The 18,691-nt window shown below is 74.4% G+C and carries 16 protein-coding genes; 13 read left to right on the plus strand and 3 right to left on the minus strand.

All coding sequences use genetic code 11. From position 1 onward, the window contains the following. Positions 1-229 precede the first annotated feature (229 nt). Complete coding sequence (locus ACF1A5_RS30540; RefSeq protein WP_392196111.1) at positions 230-2,377, plus strand: primosomal protein N'; 2,148 nt, start codon at positions 230-232, stop codon at positions 2,375-2,377. 97 nt (positions 2,378-2,474) lie between these two features. Here the strand turns inward: ACF1A5_RS30540 and ACF1A5_RS30545 are convergent, their stop codons facing one another. Continuing rightward, the gene (locus ACF1A5_RS30545; RefSeq protein WP_392196112.1) at positions 2,475-3,014 is read right to left on the minus strand and encodes a hypothetical protein; all 540 of its coding nucleotides are present in this window, start codon (positions 3,012-3,014) and stop codon (positions 2,475-2,477) included. 306 nt (positions 3,015-3,320) lie between these two features. Between ACF1A5_RS30545 and fmt the strand changes: the two genes are divergently transcribed. Continuing rightward, a complete protein-coding gene (gene fmt / locus ACF1A5_RS30550; protein ID WP_392196113.1) occupies positions 3,321-4,253 on the plus strand; it encodes a methionyl-tRNA formyltransferase in 933 nt (310 codons plus the stop codon). A 75-nt stretch (positions 4,254-4,328) separates the two neighbouring features. Continuing rightward, complete coding sequence (locus ACF1A5_RS30555; RefSeq protein WP_392196114.1) at positions 4,329-5,747, plus strand: RsmB/NOP family class I SAM-dependent RNA methyltransferase; 1,419 nt, start codon at positions 4,329-4,331, stop codon at positions 5,745-5,747. 7 nt (positions 5,748-5,754) lie between these two features. Here the strand turns inward: ACF1A5_RS30555 and ACF1A5_RS30560 are convergent, their stop codons facing one another. After that, positions 5,755-7,323 carry an MFS transporter gene (locus tag ACF1A5_RS30560; protein ID WP_392196115.1) on the minus strand — a complete coding sequence of 523 codons (1,569 nt, stop codon included), beginning with the start codon at positions 7,321-7,323 and terminating at the stop codon, positions 5,755-5,757. A 200-nt stretch (positions 7,324-7,523) separates the two neighbouring features. Here ACF1A5_RS30560 and rpe point away from each other — a divergent pair, with 200 nt between their 5' ends. The 5 genes from rpe (at position 7,524) to ACF1A5_RS30585 (ending at position 12,000) form a co-directional block, all read left to right on the plus strand. Then, on the plus strand, positions 7,524-8,210 hold the full coding sequence (gene rpe, locus ACF1A5_RS30565; RefSeq protein WP_356185164.1) for a ribulose-phosphate 3-epimerase: 687 nt from the start codon (positions 7,524-7,526) through the stop codon (positions 8,208-8,210). A 78-nt stretch (positions 8,211-8,288) separates the two neighbouring features. Then, the gene (locus ACF1A5_RS30570) at positions 8,289-9,332 is read left to right on the plus strand and encodes a sugar-binding domain-containing protein (protein WP_356185161.1); all 1,044 of its coding nucleotides are present in this window, start codon (positions 8,289-8,291) and stop codon (positions 9,330-9,332) included. Between the two features lie 182 nt (positions 9,333-9,514). Next, positions 9,515-9,811 carry a barstar family protein gene (locus ACF1A5_RS30575; RefSeq protein ID WP_392196178.1) on the plus strand — a complete coding sequence of 99 codons (297 nt, stop codon included), beginning with the start codon at positions 9,515-9,517 and terminating at the stop codon, positions 9,809-9,811. A gap of 94 nt (positions 9,812-9,905) precedes the next feature. Continuing rightward, positions 9,906-11,348 carry a GuaB1 family IMP dehydrogenase-related protein gene (locus ACF1A5_RS30580; protein WP_392196116.1) on the plus strand — a complete coding sequence of 481 codons (1,443 nt, stop codon included), beginning with the start codon at positions 9,906-9,908 and terminating at the stop codon, positions 11,346-11,348. Positions 11,349-11,547: 199 nt separating this feature from the next. After that, entirely contained in the window at positions 11,548-12,000 is a 453-nt protein-coding gene (locus tag ACF1A5_RS30585) for an Lrp/AsnC family transcriptional regulator (RefSeq protein ID WP_356185153.1), read from the plus strand. A gap of 37 nt (positions 12,001-12,037) precedes the next feature. On the opposite strand, the gene ACF1A5_RS30590 is transcribed toward ACF1A5_RS30585, so the two are convergent. Further along, positions 12,038-12,778, minus strand: a complete 741-nt coding sequence (locus ACF1A5_RS30590; protein ID WP_392196117.1) for a GntR family transcriptional regulator — start codon at positions 12,776-12,778, stop codon at positions 12,038-12,040. 213 nt (positions 12,779-12,991) lie between these two features. On the opposite strand from ACF1A5_RS30590, the gene ACF1A5_RS30595 reads away from it, so the two are divergent. From ACF1A5_RS30595 to ACF1A5_RS30615, 5 genes are read left to right on the plus strand one after another with little or no spacing between them, the layout of a single operon-like run. Next, positions 12,992-14,149 (plus strand): ABC transporter substrate-binding protein, encoded by a 1,158-nt coding sequence (locus ACF1A5_RS30595; RefSeq protein WP_392196118.1) that lies wholly within the window; start codon positions 12,992-12,994, stop codon positions 14,147-14,149. After that, positions 14,146-15,042 carry an ABC transporter permease gene (locus ACF1A5_RS30600; protein ID WP_392196119.1) on the plus strand — a complete coding sequence of 299 codons (897 nt, stop codon included), beginning with the start codon at positions 14,146-14,148 and terminating at the stop codon, positions 15,040-15,042. The genes ACF1A5_RS30595 and ACF1A5_RS30600 overlap by 4 nt, the downstream gene beginning before the upstream one ends. Continuing rightward, entirely contained in the window at positions 15,030-15,845 is an 816-nt protein-coding gene (locus ACF1A5_RS30605; protein WP_392196120.1) for an ABC transporter permease, read from the plus strand. The genes ACF1A5_RS30600 and ACF1A5_RS30605 overlap by 13 nt, the downstream gene beginning before the upstream one ends. Before the next feature lie 2 nt (positions 15,846-15,847). Then, positions 15,848-16,930, plus strand: coding sequence for an ABC transporter ATP-binding protein (locus ACF1A5_RS30610; RefSeq protein ID WP_392196121.1), 1,083 nt, complete (start codon positions 15,848-15,850; stop codon positions 16,928-16,930). Positions 16,931-16,973: 43 nt separating this feature from the next. Then, on the plus strand, positions 16,974-18,440 hold the full coding sequence (locus ACF1A5_RS30615; protein ID WP_392196122.1) for an HAD-IA family hydrolase: 1,467 nt from the start codon (positions 16,974-16,976) through the stop codon (positions 18,438-18,440). Positions 18,441-18,691: the final 251 nt, after the last annotated feature.

The raw sequence follows: 18,691 nt of genomic DNA on the forward strand, positions 1-18,691 counted from the left end.
TAACTCACCCCGGAGCCGTTCCACCTCCCCCAGCCTCATGCCAGGAAGATGCCCACCACCAGACGAGATCACCCAAGGTAACGAAGCACTACTAGCCGCCGTTCTCACCCCGGGGGCCGCGGTTCCAGGGGTGGCGTGAGAGGCACACGAGGCCCGGTTCCCTTCGGGGGCCGGGCCTCCGCCCTGTCCGGCACCCCGGTTGTCGGTCCCGTTTGGTAAGAATGCAAGCGTGAGCAGCGAGAACGGGCCGGGGGACGGCGAGGCCGGTCAGGCCCCGCCGGAGCAGCTTGCGCTCATCCGGGAGAGCGTGCGCAAGGCCAGGGAACCCCGCGCCAAACCCCGCACCTGGCGCGGCGCCGCGCTCGCCGGGGAACTGCCCGTGGCCCGGGTGCTGGTCGACAAGGGCGTGCTCCACCTCGACCGCTCCTTCGACTACGCGGTGCCCGCCGAGCTGGACGCCGACGCGCAGCCCGGCGTGCGGGTGCGCGTGCGGTTCGGGGCCGGACGGCACCGGGTCCGGGAGGGGCGCCGCGAGGGCGGCGGCCTCATCGACGGGTTCCTGATCGAGCGGCGCGCCGCGTCCGACTACTCCGGCCCGCTCGCCGCCCTCGCCCAGGTCGTCTCGCCCGAGCCCGTGCTCGGCCCGGAGCTGCTGGGCCTGGCGCGCGCCGTCGCCGACCGGTACGCGGGCAGCCTCGCCGACGTGCTGCAGCTCGCCGTGCCTCCGCGCAGCGCGCGCGCCGAACGGCGGCCCTCGCCCGCCCCGCTGCCGCCGCCCCCCGCGCCCGAGCCGGGCCCCTGGGTGCGCTACGAGCGGGGGGCCGCGTTCCTGGCGGCGCTGGCCGCGGGCGGCACCCCGCGCGCGGTGTGGAACGCGCTGCCCGGCCCCGAGTGGAGCGAGGAACTGGCCCGGGCCGTCGCGGCGACGCTCGCCTCCGGGCGCGGCGCGCTGGTCGTCGTACCGGACGGGAGGGCCGCCGCCCGGGTGGACGCCGCGCTGACCGCCCTGCTGGGCGAGGGCCGGCATGTGCTGCTCACCGCCGATGCCGGGCCCGAGAAGCGGTACCGCCAGTGGCTCGCGGTGTCCCGGGGCTCCGTCCGGGCCGTCGTCGGGACCCGGGCGGCCATGTTCGCGCCGGTGCGCGACCTCGGGCTCGTCGCGCTCTGGGACGACGGGGACGACAGCCACAGCGAGCAGCACGCGCCGCAGCCGCACGCCCGCGAGGTGCTGCTGCTGCGCGCGGCGCAGGACAAGTGCGCCTTCCTGCTCGGCAGCTGGAGCTGCACCGTGGAGGCCGCGCAGCTGGTGGAGAGCGGCTGGGCCCGGCCCGTCGTGGCCGCGCGGGAGCAGGTGCGGCGGGCCGCCCCGCTCGTCCGGACCGTGGGGGACGGGGACCTCGCCCGCGACGAGGCCGCCCGGGCCGCCCGGCTCCCCTCGCTCGCCTGGCAGGCGGCCCGGGAGGGGCTGCGGCACGGGCCCGTCCTGGTGCAGGTGCCCCGGCGGGGGTACGTGCCGCGGATGGCCTGCGCGCAGTGCCGCGCGCCCGCGCGCTGCCGGCACTGCGCGGGCCCCCTCCAGGGGGAGGACGCCGGAGTCCCGCGCTGCGAGTGGTGCGGGCGCGAGGAGCCCGCCTGGCACTGTCCGGAGTGCGGATCCTTCCGGCTGCGGGCCCAGGTCGTCGGGTCCCGGCGGACCGCGGAGGAACTGGGGCGCGCCTTTCCCGCCGTGCCGGTACGGACGTCGGGACGCGAGCACGTGCTCGACACGGTGCCGGGGACGCCCGCGCTGGTGGTGAGCACCCCCGGCGCCGAACCGGTCGCCGAGGGCGGCTACGCGGCGGCCCTGCTGCTGGACGGCTGGGCCATGCTGGGCCGCCCCGACCTGCGGGCCGGCGAGGACGCGCTGCGACGCTGGATCGGCGCCGCCGCGCTCGTCCGGCCGCAGGAGGCGGGCGGGACCGTGGTCGTCGTCGCCGAGCCGACGCTGCGGCCGGTGCAGGCGCTCGTGCGCTGGGACCCCGTGGGGCACGCGGTGCGGGAGCTGGCCGAGCGGGCCGAACTGGGTTTCCCGCCGGTGTCCCGGATGGCGGCCGTGTCGGGCCCGCCGGAGGCGGTCGCGGAGTTCCTCCGCGCGGCCCGGCTGCCTCCCGAGGCCGAGGTGCTCGGCCCCGTGCCGTTCCCGGTCACGTCGCCCGGGCGGCCCCGCCGGTCGGGGGAGCCACCGCCGGGCGAGCACTGGGACCGGGCGCTGGTCCGGGTACCGCCCGGCAGCGGAACCGCGCTGGCCGCCGCGCTGAAGGCCGCGCAGGCGGCCCGGACGGCACGCGGCGGCGCCGACGCCGTCCGGGTGCGCATCGATCCGCCGGACATCGGGTGACCCGGCATCCTGCGCGGGCGGGCCCGGCTCCCGGTACCGCGGGGCCGGACACACCGCCGCCCTCCCGGACGTCCCGGGAGGGCGAGGCGGGGGTGGGTCAGCCGTTGCGGGGACCGGGGAAGGGCGTCGGCCGGACGTCCTCGCGCAAGGACGGGCTGCCCGCCGTCGGCTGGGTCGGCATGGAGCGGGCCGCGGGGACCGTCGGCACCACGGGGATCGAGCCGCCGACGACCGCGCGGCTGCCCGTCGGCTCCGGGGCCCGCTCGGGCTCGGCGGCCGCCTGGGCCGCGGCGCGGCGCGCGCCGTAACGGCGGTGGACCGCCTGCTTGGTGACACCGAGGGCCGAGCCCACGGCGTCCCACGAGAAGCCCAGTGAGCGGTCGAAGTCCACGGCGGCCGTGACCAGGGTCTCGACACTGTCCCGCAGTTCCTGCGCGAGACGGACCGTCGGGGCGGGGGCGCGTCCGTAGACGACGAAGCCCGTGGAGGGACCGGAGCGGCGCGGGCGGTAGACGTTCCCCAGCTGGGCGGTGAGCGTGCGCAGTGCGTCCACCTGCCGGCGGACCCGCTCGATGTCCCGCACCAGCAGGTGCAGGCTGGCCCGGGCCTGGGCGTCGTGGGTTGCGTGGTCGGCCATGAAAAAGCCTCTCGAACCGGCGTTGAAGGGAACCGGGCCGCGCGGGCGGCCGGCTGTGGTCAACTCTTTCTTGACCAACGCGCTCACCCTCCGCTGGTCACGCTCTGGGGCGTAAGAGCATCCGCGTACGCCCCCGCGGAAGGGCGTGCGCTGCGGGGTGCCCAGTCGCCGGACATCGCCGGAGGCCGCCGGTCCTCGTCGGCCGTCGGCCGTCGTCCGTCGTCCGTCGGCGGCGGCGCCGCGGCCATGGCCATAGACTGGTGCGCTGCCCGCCGCCCACCCTGCCCGAGAGGCCCAACTCCGCCCATGAAGCTCGTCTTCGCCGGTACCCCCGAGGTCGCCGTTCCCGCTCTGGACGCCCTGATCGCCTCCCGGCGGCACGAGGTGGCCGCCGTCGTCACGCGGCCCGACGCGCCGGCCGGCCGCGGGCGCAGGCTGGTCGCGAGCCCCGTCGCCGAGCGGGCGGAAGAGGCCGGCATCGAGGTGCTCAAGCCCCTCAAGCCGCGCGACCCCGACTTCCTGGCGCGGCTCGCGGAGATCGCCCCGGACTGCTGCCCCGTCGTCGCCTACGGCGCCCTGCTGCCCCGGGTCGCCCTCGACATCCCGGCGCACGGCTGGGTCAACCTGCACTTCTCGCTGCTGCCCGCCTGGCGCGGCGCCGCCCCCGTGCAGCACGCCGTCATGGCCGGGGACGAGATCACCGGTGCCTCGACCTTCCTGATCGAGGAGGGCCTCGACTCCGGACCGGTCTACGGCACCATCACCGAGGAGGTCCGCCCCACCGACACCAGCGGCGACCTGCTCACCCGGCTCGCCTTCGCGGGCGCCGGCCTGCTCGTCGCGACCATGGACGGCATCGAGGACGGCACGCTGAAGGCCGTACCGCAGCCGGCCGAGGGCGTCACCCTCGCGCCGAAGATCACGGTCGAGGACGCCCGGGTCGAGTGGACGACCCCGGCCCTGCGCGTCGACCGCGTGGTGCGCGGCTGCACCCCGGCCCCCGGCGCCTGGACCACGTTCCGCGGCGAGCGGCTCAAGCTGATGCACGTCGTCCCCGTCCCCGAGCGGACGGACCTCGCCCCCGGCACCCTGTCCGTCGGCAAGAACAACGTGTACGCGGGCACCGGTTCCTACGCGGTCGAACTGCTGTGGGTGCAGGCCCAGGGCAAGAAGCCGATGCGGGCCGCGGACTGGGCGCGCGGGGTGCGGATCGCGGACGGCGAGACCCTCGGGGGGTGACACCCGGCGCGGGGCGCGCGGAGCGGGACGTAGGGTAGGTGCACAGCGCACCCAGACTTCCGGAGCACCTTTTTCGTGAGCGACACCACCCGTCGGCCCCGCAAGCCCGCCAAGCCGTACCGCCGTCCCCAGAAGGACCCCGTCCGCGTCCTCGCCTTCGAGGCGCTGCGCGCCGTGGACGAGCGGGACGCGTATGCCAACCTCGTCCTGCCGCCGCTGCTGCGCAAGGCGCGGGAGAAGGGCGACTTCGACGGCCGGGACGCGGCGCTCGCGACCGAGCTGGTGTACGGCACGCTGCGCCGGCAGGGGACGTACGACGCGATCCTCGCGTCCTGCGTCGACCGGCCGCTGCGGGAGGTCGACCCGCCGGTGCTCGACGTGCTCAGTCTCGGCGCCCACCAGCTCCTCGGGACGCGGATCCCGTCGCACGCGGCCGTGTCCGCCACCGTCGAGCTGGCCCGGGTCGTGCTCGGCGACGGGCGCGCCAAGTTCGTCAACGCCGTGCTGCGCAAGGTCGCCCGGCACGATCTCGACGCCTGGCTGGAGAAGGTCGCGCCGCCCTACGACGAGGACCCCGAGGACCACCTCGCCGTCGTGCACTCCCACCCCCGCTGGGTCGTCTCCGCCCTGTGGGACTCGCTCGGCGGCCCACGCGCCGGGATCGAGGACCTGCTGGAGGCCGACAACGAGCGGCCCGAGGTCACCCTGGTCGCCCGGCCGGGCCGCGCCACCCCCGACGAACTGCTGCGCGAGGACGCCGCGGTTCCGGGGCGCTGGTCCCCGTACGCCGTGCGCCTCACCGAGGGCGGCGAGCCGGGGGCCGTGGACGCCGTCCGGGAGGGCCGCGCGGGGGTGCAGGACGAGGGCAGCCAGCTGGTCGCCCTCGCCCTGGCCAATGCCCCGCTGGAGGGCCCGGACGAGAAGTGGCTCGACGGCTGTGCCGGGCCCGGCGGCAAGGCGGCCCTGCTGGCCGCGCTCGCCGCCGAGCGCGGGGCGGCGCTGCTCGCCTCCGAGAAGCAGCCCCACCGGGCCGGGCTGGTGGCCAGGGCGCTCGCCGGGAACCCCGGGCCGTACCAGGTGATCGCCGCGGACGGGACCCGGCCGGCCTGGCGGCCCGGCAGTTTCGACCGGGTGCTCGTGGACGTGCCGTGCACCGGGCTCGGCGCACTGCGCCGGCGGCCCGAGGCGCGGTGGCGGCGCCGTCCGGAGGACCTGGACGGCTTCGCCCCGCTCCAGCGCGGGCTGCTGCGCACGGCGCTGGAGTCCGTGCGCGTGGGCGGAGTCGTCGGCTACGCCACCTGCTCGCCCCACCTCGCCGAGACCCGTGCCGTGGTCACCGACGTGCTCAAGCAGTTCCCCGGGGCCGAGCTGATCGACGCCCGGCCCCTGCTGCCGGGTGTCCCCGCCCTCGGGGACGGACCGGACGTCCAGCTGTGGCCGCACCTGCACGGCACCGACGCGATGTACCTGGCCCTCGTCCGCCGGACCGCCTGACCGGCGCTCAGCCCCCGGACTCCGGGGCGGTCTCCCGCCTCCGCCGAATCATCCGCCACCCCGGCATCACGTAGTGGGCGACCAGCGCCAGCCCGAACGGCAGGAAGCTGACGGTCAGCATGGTGAGCCGCAGCCCGTAGCTGAAGTCCAGCCCGAGGTTCAGCCCGGCCGACTGCCGGAGCAGGTTCGGGTCGTACACGGCGGTGCCCGGCGGGCTCACCGCCAGCTGGCTGCGTACGGCGTTCACGGCCTGCTCCGCCTGGGACTCGGAGAGCCCGCGCGTACGGGCGTCCGCCAGCCACTCGTGCTGGAAGTAGAAGTTCAGCAGCAACAGGTAGATGGTGGGCCCGAACGCGTTGCCGGTCATGGAGGCGGCCGACTGCACGGAGGACACCGTGCCGGTGCGCCCGGAGGGCGCGTGGGCGAGGACCGTCTCCGACACCGAGGTCGAGGTGATCGTGACGCCGAGGTTGCACAGCCAGGTGGCCAGCAGAAGCAGCCACATCGCCATCCGGGGGTCGGCGGAGCCCGCCATCACCAGGCCACTGGCCGTCAGCACCAGCAGACCGGTCACCATCACCGGTCGCGTGGTGTACCTGCCCATCACACGCCCGGCGAGGACCGCGGTTCCGGCGATCAGCCCGGTGCCGGGCAGGAACAGCAGACCGATGGTCTCCGGCGGCAGCGCCAGCACCGCGCCGCCGAACTGCCCCAGGGAGAAGCTGAACCCGGCGCCCAGGAAGTTCAGCGTGAGGGCGGCCGCCAGGGCCAGGTTGAACGCGGGGACCCGGAACAGCGCCAGATCCACGGCGGGTTCGGGGGCACGGCGCTCGTGGAGCACGAACAGCACGGCGGCGAGCACGGTGATGAGCAGGGGCACCCAGGTCGCGGGCCGGGCGACGCCGTTCTGTGCCGCGGACATGCCGACGACGAGGGACAGCAGGGCCACACCGATCAGCAGGACGGCGATCACGTCGAGCGGGCGCCGCTCGTGGGCGGGCGGCTCGGGGACGCGCCGGGCGGTCAGCCAGAACGAGCACAGGCACAGCAGCGGGGAGATCAGGAACAGCGACCGCCAGCCGACGGCCTCCACCAGCCAGCCCGCGACCGCGGGGGTCACCCCGACCACGAACATCTCGATGGCCATGAACACCCCGAGGGCGGCGGGCCGCTTCTCCGACGGCACCGAGGCCTTCAGCAGGGCCATGGAGACACCCAGCAGCGCGGTCAGACCCACGCCGTCCAGGAAGCGCATCGCCAGCAGGAAGCGGTAGCCGGAGGAAAGCGTCGAGAGCAGATTGGCGACCGTGACGATCACCAGCCCCACCATGAGCAGCCGCTTGAGCCCGAACGCGTCGCCCACGCCGCCCGCCGCGAGGACGGCGGCGGCCACCACCAGCGTCGCCGCGCCGCCGAGCAGCCCGACCAGGTCCTGCGGCACGTGGAGGGCCCGGCTCACCTCGGCCAGGTTCAGGCTGAGCAGCAGCGGGTCGAGGACCGTGACCGTGAAGGCGAGGGAGAGCCCGAGGACGATGGGCAGATTGCTTCCTCTGGTCTCTGACCGGGCCCTCGGCACCGCAAAACACCTCCCGTGGTCCCCCCGCGGGTCGTCTGCCGGTCGACGATAGAGCGGCCTTCCCACGACGGCGCGCTTTTGCGGTCCGACGCGCACGAGGCGACCGGCGTTCGAGTCGGCCGGGGCGCCGCCTGGAGCCCCGCGCGCTTCAGCCGGGTACCGGGGCGAACAACCGTGCCCGGGCATGGCAGTCTTGGGTCATGGCCGTGCAGATCAACCCCAGCATTCTGTCCGCCGACTTCGCGCGCCTCGCCGACGAGGCGAAGGCGGTCGACGGCGCCGACTGGCTCCATGTGGACGTCATGGACAACCACTTCGTCCCGAACCTGACCCTCGGCGTGCCGATCGTGGAGTCCCTGGCCCGGGCGACGGACACCCCGCTGGACTGCCACCTGATGATCGAGGACGCGGACCGCTGGGCCCCGCAGTACGTCGAAGCCGGTGCCTCCTCGGTCACCTTCCACGTCGAGGCGGCCGCCGCTCCCGTCCGGCTCGCGCGCGAGATCCGTGCCAAGGGCGCGCGGGCCTCGATGGCGCTCAAGCCCGCCACGCCCATCGAGCCGTACGAGGACCTGCTCCCCGAGCTCGACATGCTGCTGATCATGACGGTGGAGCCGGGCTTCGGCGGTCAGGCGTTCCTCGACATCATGCTGCCGAAGATCCGCCGCACCCGTGAGCTGATCAGCAAGCACGGTCTCGAACTGTGGCTCCAGGTCGACGGCGGCGTCTCGGCCTCTACGATCGAACAGTGCGCGGACGCCGGCGCGGACGTGTTCGTCGCCGGCTCGGCGGTCTACGGGGCCAAGGACCCCTCGGACGCGGTACGTGCATTGCGCACCCAGGCGGAAACGGCCGTCGCCCGGGCGTCGTGGGCGTGCGACCACTGAGCCACAGGTACGTGAACGGCTCCCATCAGGGCTGATCGAGTGCGCCGGATCTGCGAGGATGAACGGCGAATCCAGAGTGTGAACAGCAGTGAGGAGATCGCCGTGTCGGGTATGTCGGCGGGCCGGTCAGCCATGCGGATGGGACCCGCTGAGCTGGTGCAGGCGGCGGCCATGGCCCGCCGCTTCTACCTCGAGGGCAAGTCCAAGATCCAGATCGCGGAGGAGTTCGGCGTCAGCCGCTTCAAGGTGGCCCGGGTTCTGGAGACCGCCCTCGAACGGGATCTCGTGCGCATCGAGATCCGTGTCCCGGCCGAGCTGGACGCCGAGCGCTCCGACGCGCTCCGCGCCCGCTACGGCCTCAGGCACGCCGTCGTGGTGGAGTCCCCGGCCGAGGCCGAGGAGACGCCCGACCCGGAGAACCTCGGCGAGGTCGCCGCGGATCTGCTCGGCGAGCTGGTCGACGAGGGGGACGTCCTCGGTCTGGCCTGGGGCAGGTCCACCATCCACATGGCCGCGGCCCTCGACCGGCTGCCGCCGTGCACGGTGGTGCAGCTGACCGGCGTGTACGACGCCGGGACCTCCGAGCGCGGCTCGGTGGAGGCCGTGCGCCGTGCCGCGCAGGTGTCCGGCGGCGACGCCCACCCCATCTACGCGCCGATGCTGCTGCCGGACGCGGCCACCGCCGCGGCGTTGCGCCACCAGACGGGGATCGCGCGGGCCTTCGAGTACTTCGACAAGGTCACGGTCGCCTGTGTGTCCATCGGTTCCTGGGAGCCGGGCATCTCGACGGTGCACGACATGCTCAGCGAGGAGGAGCGCGCCCACTACGCCTCGCTCGGCGTGGCGGCCGAGATGGCGGCGCACCTCTTCGACACCGAGGGCCGCCGGGTCGGCCGGGACCTGGGGGAGCGGTGCATCACGGTCAAGGCCGACCAGTTGCGCCGGATCCCGGAGGTCGTCGCGATCGCGGGCGGTCAGCGCAAGGCGGCGGCGATCGACGCGGTGCTGCGGTCCGGGCTGGTCACCAGCCTGGTCACGGACACGTCGGCCGCGGACTACCTGATGACGGCGGGCCCGACGCCGAAGCCGGCCCTGAACCGGGCGGACCCCGACGGCGTCTGACGGGCGCCGGACGCCTCCGGCGACACGCCGTGCGGGGACGGGCCGCGGCAGCAGCGTGCCGCCGCGGCCCGTCCCCCGGTCGGTGCCCTCTCCTCCCGGGCGGTGCCGGGATGACGGAAGACCCGGCGGGCCGGCCCGCGGTCGTGCTGGACCTGGACGGCGTCAGGGACAAGGCGGGGCCGATGGACCGGTGCGTCCGCGCCCTCGCGCTGCCGGACTGGTTCGGACGGAACTGGGACGCGCTCGCCGACAGCCTCTCCGACTCCTCGGTGTGGCCCGGTGCGGGGGCGGCCCAGGGCCTCCTCGTGGTCGTACGGGGCCGGCAGCCGTACGCGAAGGCCCGCCCGAAGGATCGGGGAGACTGCGCGGGAGGTGTTCTCCCAGGCCGTGGGCACGACGCCCGCGCTCCGCGTGGCGCTCGCCTTGGACGTTCCTCCGAAAGGCCCGCTGACCAGCCTGGACGTTTCAACCGGGGATGACGATCCGGACTCCATGGGACAATGAAGTACGTGCTCTTCCCCCCTGGCTGACCTGTCGGGGGGCCACCTTGAGATCGACTGGGATGTGCAGCACGTGCGTTTCCTCAATGACATCCGGCCCGCCTACGACCTGACGTACGACGACGTCTTCATGGTGCCGAGCCGCTCCGCGGTCGGTTCGCGTCAGGACGTGGACCTCAGCGCCCCGGACGGCACGGGCACCACCATCCCGCTCGTCGTCGCCAACATGACCGCCATCGCCGGCCGCCGCATGGCCGAGACGGTGGCGCGCCGCGGCGGCCTGGTGGTCATTCCGCAGGACATCCCGATCGACGTGGTCACCGAGGTGATCTCCTGGGTGAAGAGCCGCCACCACGTCCTTGACACCCCGATCGTGCTGGCGCCGCACCAGACCGTCGCCGACGCCCTGTCCCTGCTGCCCAAGCGGGCGCACAACGCCGGCGTGGTCGTCGACGAGAACCATCGGCCGGTCGGCGTCGTCACCGACCGTGACCTCAGCGGCGTGGACCGTTTCACCCAGCTCGAAGTGGTCATGTCCCGGGACCTGCTGCTGCTCGACGCCGGGATCGACCCGCGCGAGGCCTTCAACACCCTCGACGCGGCCAACCGGCGCTACGCCCCGGCCGTCGACCGGGACGGCAGGCTGGCCGGCATCCTGACACGCAAGGGCGCGCTGCGCGCGACGCTGTACGCGCCGGCCGTCGACGCGGACGGCAGGCTCCGCATCGCCGCCGCCGTGGGCATCAACGGCGATGTCGCGGGCAAGGCGAAGCAGCTGCTGGACGCGGGCGTGGACACGCTCGTCATCGACACCGCGCACGGCCACCAGGAGTCGATGGTCAGCGCCGTCAAGGTGGTCCGCGACCTCGACCCGCGGGTGCCGCTCGTCGCGGGCAACATCGTCTCCGCCGAGGGCGTCAGGGACCTGGTCGACGCGGGCGCGGACATCATCAAGGTCGGCGTGGGCCCGGGTGCCATGTGCACCACCCGCATGATGACCGGCGTCGGCCGGCCGCAGTTCTCCGCCGTGCTGGAGTGCGCGGCCGAGGCGCGCAAGTACGGCAAGCACGTGTGGGCCGACGGCGGTGTCCGCCACCCGCGGGACGTGGCGATGGCGCTGGCCGCCGGCGCGTCCAACGTCATGGTCGGCTCGTGGTTCGCGGGCACCTACGAGTCGCCGGGCGACCTCCAGCAGGACGCGAACGGCCGGCTCTACAAGGAGTCGTTCGGCATGGCCTCGGCCCGCGCGGTGCGCAACCGCACCTCGGAGGAGTCGGCTTACGACCGCGCCCGCAAGGCGTTGTTCGAGGAGGGCATCTCCACCTCCCGCATGTTCCTGGACCCGGCGCGCCCGGGCGTGGAGGACCTGATCGACTCGATCATCGCGGGCGTCCGCTCCTCCTGCACGTACGCCGGTGCCGCCTCCCTGGAGGAGTTCGCCGAGAAGGCCATCGTCGGCATCCAGAGCGCGGCCGGCTACGCCGAGGGCAAGCCCCTGCACGCCAGCTGGAGCTGACCGGCGCCGCCCCGCCCCCGGCCCTCGTGCCCGGGAGAGCCCCCGCGCGGCGAGTGGAGGGCCGGAGGGCGGTCGGGCCCGTGTTCTACTTCGTATACGGCGACCGCCGTCCCGCCCCGCGGCGGCCGGCGGTGCCGTGACCGCCGACGGCCCCGCGACGGCGCAGAAGTGACCGAACCGAAGAAGTGATCCACACCCCGTGCTCAACGATCTCGACGAACGCATCGTGCACGCCCTCGCCGAGGACGCCCGCCGCTCCTACGCGGACATCGGGCAGTTGGTCGGACTGTCCGCCCCCGCCGTGAAGCGGCGCGTGGACCGGCTGCGCGCCACCGGTGCCATCACCGGCTTCACCGTCCGGGTCGACCCGGCGGCGCTCGGCTGGAAGACCGAGGGATACGTCGAGATCTACTGCCGGCGCAACACCTCCCCGGAGACCATCCAGCGCGGCCTGGAGCGCTACCAGGAGGTGGTGTCCGCGTCCACCGTCACCGGGGACGCGGACGCGGTGGCCCAGGTCTTCGCCGCCGACATGCGGCACTTCGAACGGGTCCTGGAGCGCATCGCGGGGGAACCGTTCGTGGAGCGGACCAAGTCCGTCCTGGTGCTCTCCCCGCTGCTGCGCAGATTCTCGTCCGGGGCGCCGACGTAGCCCCGGGGGCCGGGGCGAGACCGCGCGCCCGCCCACGCTATTCCGCGGTCTTGCGGGCCAGCGCGTTGTTCCCCGTCGAGTTGTGCACGCTGAAGCTGACGGCGTCGGAGCGGTAGCGGTCGTCGGACCACTCCACCGGCCGGCCTTCCCGGGTGGTCGTCACCCTGCGCACCCGTAGCAGCGGACTCGTGCGGCGCACCCCGAGCAGTTCGGCGTCCCGGGCGCCCGCCGCCACCGCGTCGATGACGTGCTCGCCGTAGGCGAAGACCAGGCCGGTGTCCTCGTAGAGCCGCCGGGTGACGGACGGGCAGTCCGGCGGGATCGACTCGACCGCGGGGGAGATCCAGTCCGCGTACACGGTCCGCTCCAGCAGCACCGGCTCCCCGTCCAGGCCGCGCACCCGCAGGACGTGCAGCACCGGTGTCCCCCCGGGCAGGTGCAGGCGCACGGCGTCCTCCTCGCCGGCCGGGCGGTACCCCTGCTCCACCACCCGGCCCGACGCCCGGCGGCCCATGGCCCGGGCCCACTGGGCGAAGCTGCGCAGTTCGGCGAAGCTCTGGCTGCGGCGGCTGGCCAGCACCACCCGGCGGGCGCCCTGACGGGACCCGATCAGGCCCTCGGCGGTGAGGGCCGCGACCGCCTGGCGGACCGTGCCGCGCGAGACGCCGTACTGCGCGGCGAGCTCCGTCTCCGGCGGCAGCCGGCTCCCGACGGTGTACTCCTCACGGCCGATCGCCCGCCGCAGGGCGTCGGCGATCTCCTCGTGTCGCGCCGGCATGTTCCCCCTCCGAGTCGGCGACTGTGCACAGCGTGAGCAGCCTAAACCAGATCCGGAGGTGCCCGGGGGCCGTGCGAAGTGTGCAAGCCGAAGGCGGCCGGGGTTTCGCGGCAGTTCACGGACAGGACACCGAGGGCGGGCGTACTGGGGTCGACTTGTTCAGACAAGTTCTCCGCACTGCCTCAAACCCCGTGTGCATCCCAGGAGAGTCCCGTGACCGTGTCCCTGCCGAGAACCGCCGTCCTGGGCGGTTCCCTCGCCGTCGTCGCCGCGCTCGCCCTGAGCGCCTGCGGTGCCGCCCCCGACAACGCGTCGGCCACCGCCGACGGCAAGAGCGCCGCCACCGCCGCCTCCGTCGCTGAGTTCGGCGGCATGGACGCGCTCGTGAAGGCGGCCAAGAAGGAGGGCATGCTGCACGCCATCGCGCTGCCCCGCGACTGGGCCAACTACGGCGCCCTCATCGACGGCTTCCGGAAGAAGTACGGCATCAAGGTCGAGGTGGAGAACCCCGACGGCTCCAGCCAGGACGAGATCAACGCAGTCACCTCCCGCAAGGGCCAGGACCGCGCCCCCGACGTGCTGGACCTCGGCAGCTCCTTCGCGCTCAGCGCCGCCCAGCAGAACCTGCTCGCGCCGTACAGGGTGACCGGGTACGCCGGCATCCCGGCCGCGCAGAAGGACCCGCGGGCCCGCTGGTACAACGACTACGGCGGCTACGTCTCCATCGGCTGCGACGCCGAGCGCGTCAAGCAGTGCCCCACCACCTTCAAGGACCTGCTGAAGCCGCAGTACAAGGGCCAGGTCGCCCTCAACGGCAACCCCACCAAGTCCGGCTCGGCCTTCGGCGGCGTCTACGCGGCCGCGCTGGCCAACGGCGGCTCCTTCGACGACATCCGGCCCGGCCTGGACTTCTTCGCCAAGCTGAAGAAGAACGGCAACTACACGCCCGTCGAGTCCACCCCGGCCACCGTCGAGAAGGGCGAGACGCCGATCAGCATCGACTGGGACTACCTGAACGCCGGCTACGCCGACGAGTTCAAGTCCAAGGGCGTGGACTGGAAGGTCACCGTCCCCTCCGACGGCAAGTACGCCCAGTACTACTCCCAGGCCATCACCAAGGACGCCCCGCACCCCGCGGCCGCCCGCCTGTGGCAGGAGTACCTCTACAGCGCCGAGGGCCAGAACCTGTGGCTCAAGGGCTACGCGCGCCCGGCCCTGATGGCCGCCCTGCAGAAGGACGGCACCCTCGACGCGGCGGCCGCAGCAAAGCTCCCCAAGGTCTCCGGCACGCCCCTCTTCCCCGCCGAGGCCCAGCAGAGCAAGGCCAAGACGGTCATCGCGCAGGGCTGGGGAAGGGCCGTCTCCGGATGACCACCGTCCTCACCCGGGTGGACGTGGCGCCCGCCGCTTCGGCGAAGCGGCGGCGCCGCGCCCCGGGCGTCCTCGCCGTGCTCCCGCTGCTCGCCTTCACCGCGGTCGCCTTCGGGCTGCCCGCCCTGGCCATGCTGAACGGCGCCTTCACCGTCGAGGACCAGGCCACCGGTGCCACCACCTACAGCACCGCCAACCTGACGACCTCGCTGCACGGCGCCTATCTGACCTCCCTGCTCGGCAGCGTCAGACTGTCCGCGATCTCCGCCGCCCTCGGTGCCGCGTTCGGCCTGCCGCTCGCGCAGGCCGTGGTGACCTCCCGCTCCCGGGCGCTGCGCGAGGCCGTGCTCACCGCCTCCGGGGTGCTCGCCAACTTCGGCGGCGTCCCGCTGGCCTTCGCCTTCGTCGCCACCCTCGGCAACGCGGGCGTGCTGACGCGGCACCTGGGCCTGACCGGGAAGGGCTGGGACCTCTACAGCTTCTGGGGCCTGGTGATCGTCTACCTGTACTTCCTGATCCCGCTGATGGTCCTCACCATCACCCCGGCCCTGGAGGGCCTGCGCTCCCAGTGGCGGGAGGCCGCCCAGAACAGCGGCGCGGGCGTCGCCCGGTACTGGCGGCACGTCGCCCTGCCGGTCCTCGCGCCGTCCCTGCTCGGAGGCCTGGTCCTCCTCTTCGGCAGCGCCTTCGCCGCGTACGCCACCGCCGCCGCCATGGTCGGCAGCTCGGTTCCGCTGGTCACCCTGCAGATCGCCGACGCCATCTCCGGCAACGTGCTGGTCGGCCAGGAGAACGTGGCGCTCGCCCTCAGCCTCGACATGGTCCTGGTCGCGGGCCTGGTCATGGCCGTGTACCTGCCTCTGCAACGTCGGAGCGCGCGATGGCTCGCCTGAATCCGTGGCGAGGGACCGTGCTCGGCCTCGCCGCGCTGTACTTCCTGGTCCCGCTGGCCGCGTCCGTGGTCTTCACCGTGGAGGTCCCCGGCCGGGGCGTCACCTTCGACGCCTACTCCCAGATCCTCTCCACCGACGGCTTCGGCTCCAGCCTGCTGCTGTCGCTGGAGCTGGCGGCCGCCACCATCGCCCTGGTGCTGCTGCTGATGGTGCCCGCCGTGGTCGCGCTCCGGCTCGGCGCCCCCCGGCTGCGGCCCGTCGTCGAGGTGGTGTGCTCACTGCCGCTGGTCGTGCCCCCGATCGCCTACGTCGCCGGCATCGCGACCGTGCTCAAGTGGGGCCCCGACCACCTCTCCCGCACCCTGCTGTTCCAGACGTTCGTGGCCGTCCAGAACCCGGACTTCCCGTTCGTGCTCGTCCTCGCCTACGTCGTGATGGCGCTGCCGTTCGTGTACCGGGCCCTCGACGCCGGGCTGCGCGCGATCGACGTGCGCACGCTGGTGGAGGCGGCGCGCAGCTGCGGGGCCGGCTGGCCGCAGGCCCTCCTGCGCGCCGTGCTGCCCAACCTGCGCGGCGCCCTGCTCAACGCCGCCTTCCTCACCCTCGCGCTGGTGCTCGGCGAGTTCACCGTGGCCCAGCTGCTGGGCTTCAGGCCCTTCGCCGTGTGGATCTACGGCATCGGCGGCTCGCAGGCCCAGCTGTCCGTCGCCGTCTCCGTGCTCAGCCTGCTCGTCACCTGGGCACTGCTCCTCGCGCTCGCCGGTGCCGGCGGACGCACCCGAACCGCTCCGTCCCGGGGATGATCATGACCGCCACTGCCCTTGAGAAGGCCGCCGAGACCCAGGCCGCCACCGTCGAGTTCCGCGGTCTGCGCCGGGAGTTCGGCTCCACCGTCGCCCTCGACGGGCTCGACCTGACCGTGCGGCCGGGAGAGTTCCTCGCGCTGCTCGGCCCCTCCGGCTGCGGCAAGACCACCGCGCTGCGGATGCTCGCCGGGTTCGAACACCCCGACTCCGGCGAGGTGCTGGTGGACGGCGAGGACGTCACCCGCGTCCCGGCCCACCGCCGCGACGCCGGGATGGTCTTCCAGTCGTACAGCCTCTTCCCGCATCTGAGCGCCCTCGACAACGTCGCCTTCGGGCTGCGGATGCGCAAGGTCCGCACCGCCGAACGGCGCTCCCGCGCGGCGGAGTTGCTGGACCTGGTCGGGCTCGCCGAGAAGGGCGACCGCTACCCGCACCAGCTCTCCGGCGGCCAGCAGCAGCGCGTCGCGCTGGCCCGGGCACTCGCCCTGCGTCCGCGCGTCCTCCTGCTCGACGAGCCGCTGTCCGCCCTCGACGCCAAGGTCCGGCTGAACCTGCGCGAGGAGATCCGCAGGCTCCAGCAGGAGCTCGGCATCACCACCCTGTTCGTGACCCACGACCAGGAGGAGGCGCTGTCGGTCGCCGACCGGGTCGCCGTCATGCGCGCCGGCCGGCTCGAACAGTGCGCCGCCCCGGCCGAGTTGTACGGCCGGCCCGCCACCGCCTTCGTCGCCGAGTTCGTCGGCACCATGAGCCGGATCCCGGGCCGGCCGGCGGGGGACACCGTCGAGGTGCTCGGCCGCCGGCTGCCGGTCGACGGCCCGGCGCCGGAGGCCGGCGAGGTGGACGTGCTCGTACGGCCCGAGTCGGTCCGAATACGGGCGGACGAGGACGGCGAGGCACGGGTCGTCGCCACCGCCTTTCTCGGCGCGGCCGTCCGGATCACCGCCCGGCTCGCCGACGGCTCCGAGGTGAAGGCGGACCTGCCCGCCCACGAGGCCGCCGGGCTCGCCGCCGGCGCCCTGGTGCACGTGTCGCTGCCGGACCGGCCCGTCCTGGTGACGGAACGCACCCCCCGGCCGTGACCTCGCAGCGGCCCTGACCCCCCCACTGCGGAAAGAGAGAGACGTGACCCCCCACCCCCGGCTCCCGCTCCAGGCCGTGCTGTTCGACATGGACGGCACGCTCGTCGACACCGAGCGACTGTGGTGGGAGGCGGTGGAGCACGTCGCCGGACGCCCGCTGACCGAGGCGGACCAGCCGGAGGTGCTCGGCCGGGCCGTCGAGGACACGGCGCGGTGGCTCGGCGCGGCCACGGGCGCCCCGGCCGGCCCTCTCGCGCGTGAACTGCACCGGGAGTTGGTCTCCCGCGTCCGCACCGGCGTCGTGCCGCGCCCCGGCGCCCTCGACCTGCTCGACGCCCTCGCCCGCGACGGCGTCCCCCTCGCCCTGGTGACCGCGTCCCCGCGCGCCGTCGCCGACACCGTGCTCGAAGCCCTCGGCCACGGCCGGTTCGCGGCCTCCGTCACCGCCGACGACACCGAACGCACCAAGCCCGCCCCCGACCCCTACCTCGCCGCGTGCCGCGCCCTCGGCGTGGACCCGGCGGCCTGCGTGGCCGTCGAGGACACCCGCACCGGCGTCCGCTCCGCGGAGGCGGCCGGGTGCGCGGTGCTGGCCGTGCCCTCCCTCGCCCCGATCGAGGCGGCACCCGGCCGGACCGTGCGCCCGAGCCTGGCCGGGGTCACCCCGCAGGAACTGAGCGCCCTGGTCCCCGTCGAACTGCGCGTCATGAGCTGGAACCTGTGGCTCGGCGGCGCCGAGGTGGCCGACCACCGGGCCAAGCAGCTCAAGGCGATCCTGGAGACCGGCGCCGACGTCGTCGGCCTGCAGGAGACCGGCGGCACCGCGGCCGGGGAACTGGCCGAGGCCCTCGGCTGGCACCACCACCGGGCCGGCGAGAACCTCGGCGTCATCAGCCGCCACCCGGTCACCGCCCGCCTCGGCGACCCGGACGTCGGCTTCTACGGCGCCGCCGGGGTCCGTGTCGCCGTCGCCCCGGGCCGCGAGGTCGACATCTGGACGGCCCACCTGCACTACACGCCCTACGGTCCCTACGAGGCCGCCTTCGACGGGCTCCCGGCGGCCGAGCTGATCGCCCACGAGGAGGTGCGGCTCGCCCAGATGCGGGACATGCTGCGGCGCATCGCCGACGAGGGGGACCCCGCCGTGCCGGTCGTCCTGGTCGGCGACTTCAACTGCCCCTCGCACCTCGACCGGCCCGACGTGGCATGGCCGGTGACGCGGGCCGCCGAGGAGGCGGGCCTGCGCGACTCCTACCGGGAGGCCCACCCGGACCCGACGGCCGACCCGGGCCACACCTGGTCGCCGGTCCACCCGGTGCACGAGGACGGCAGCGGGCGCCCCGAACCGCAGGACCGCATCGACTACGTCCTGCACCGCGGCCTGACGGTGCGCGACGCGCGGACGTTCGTCAGCGGCGTCCCGTGCCCCTGGCCGGACGTCGCCGCCAACGACTGGCCCTCCGACCACGCCGCCGTGATCACCACCTTCGCCGTGCCCGGCCCCGCGTGAGCGGGGACCGCCGGGGGTGACCCGCGCGGGCCCGGACGCTCGCGTGGGACGTCCCCGCGGGCCCGCCGGGGCGGCGGACCGGGGCAGGACGGACACGGCCGGCCGCGATCAGCGGGTGACGCCGGCGGAGGGGGTTTCCGGGGAGACCGGGGCGGGGGAGGGGGCCGGCGGCGAGGGCGCGCAACGAATCGCCGCGGGGCCCCGGTGGGACGCAACGATCCGCTCACCGGCGTGCAACGGCTCCCGCTTGT

Origin of the sequence: Streptomyces sp. NPDC014864 (assembly GCF_043081525.1) — a bacterium.
Lineage (GTDB): Bacteria > Actinomycetota > Actinomycetes > Streptomycetales > Streptomycetaceae > Streptomyces.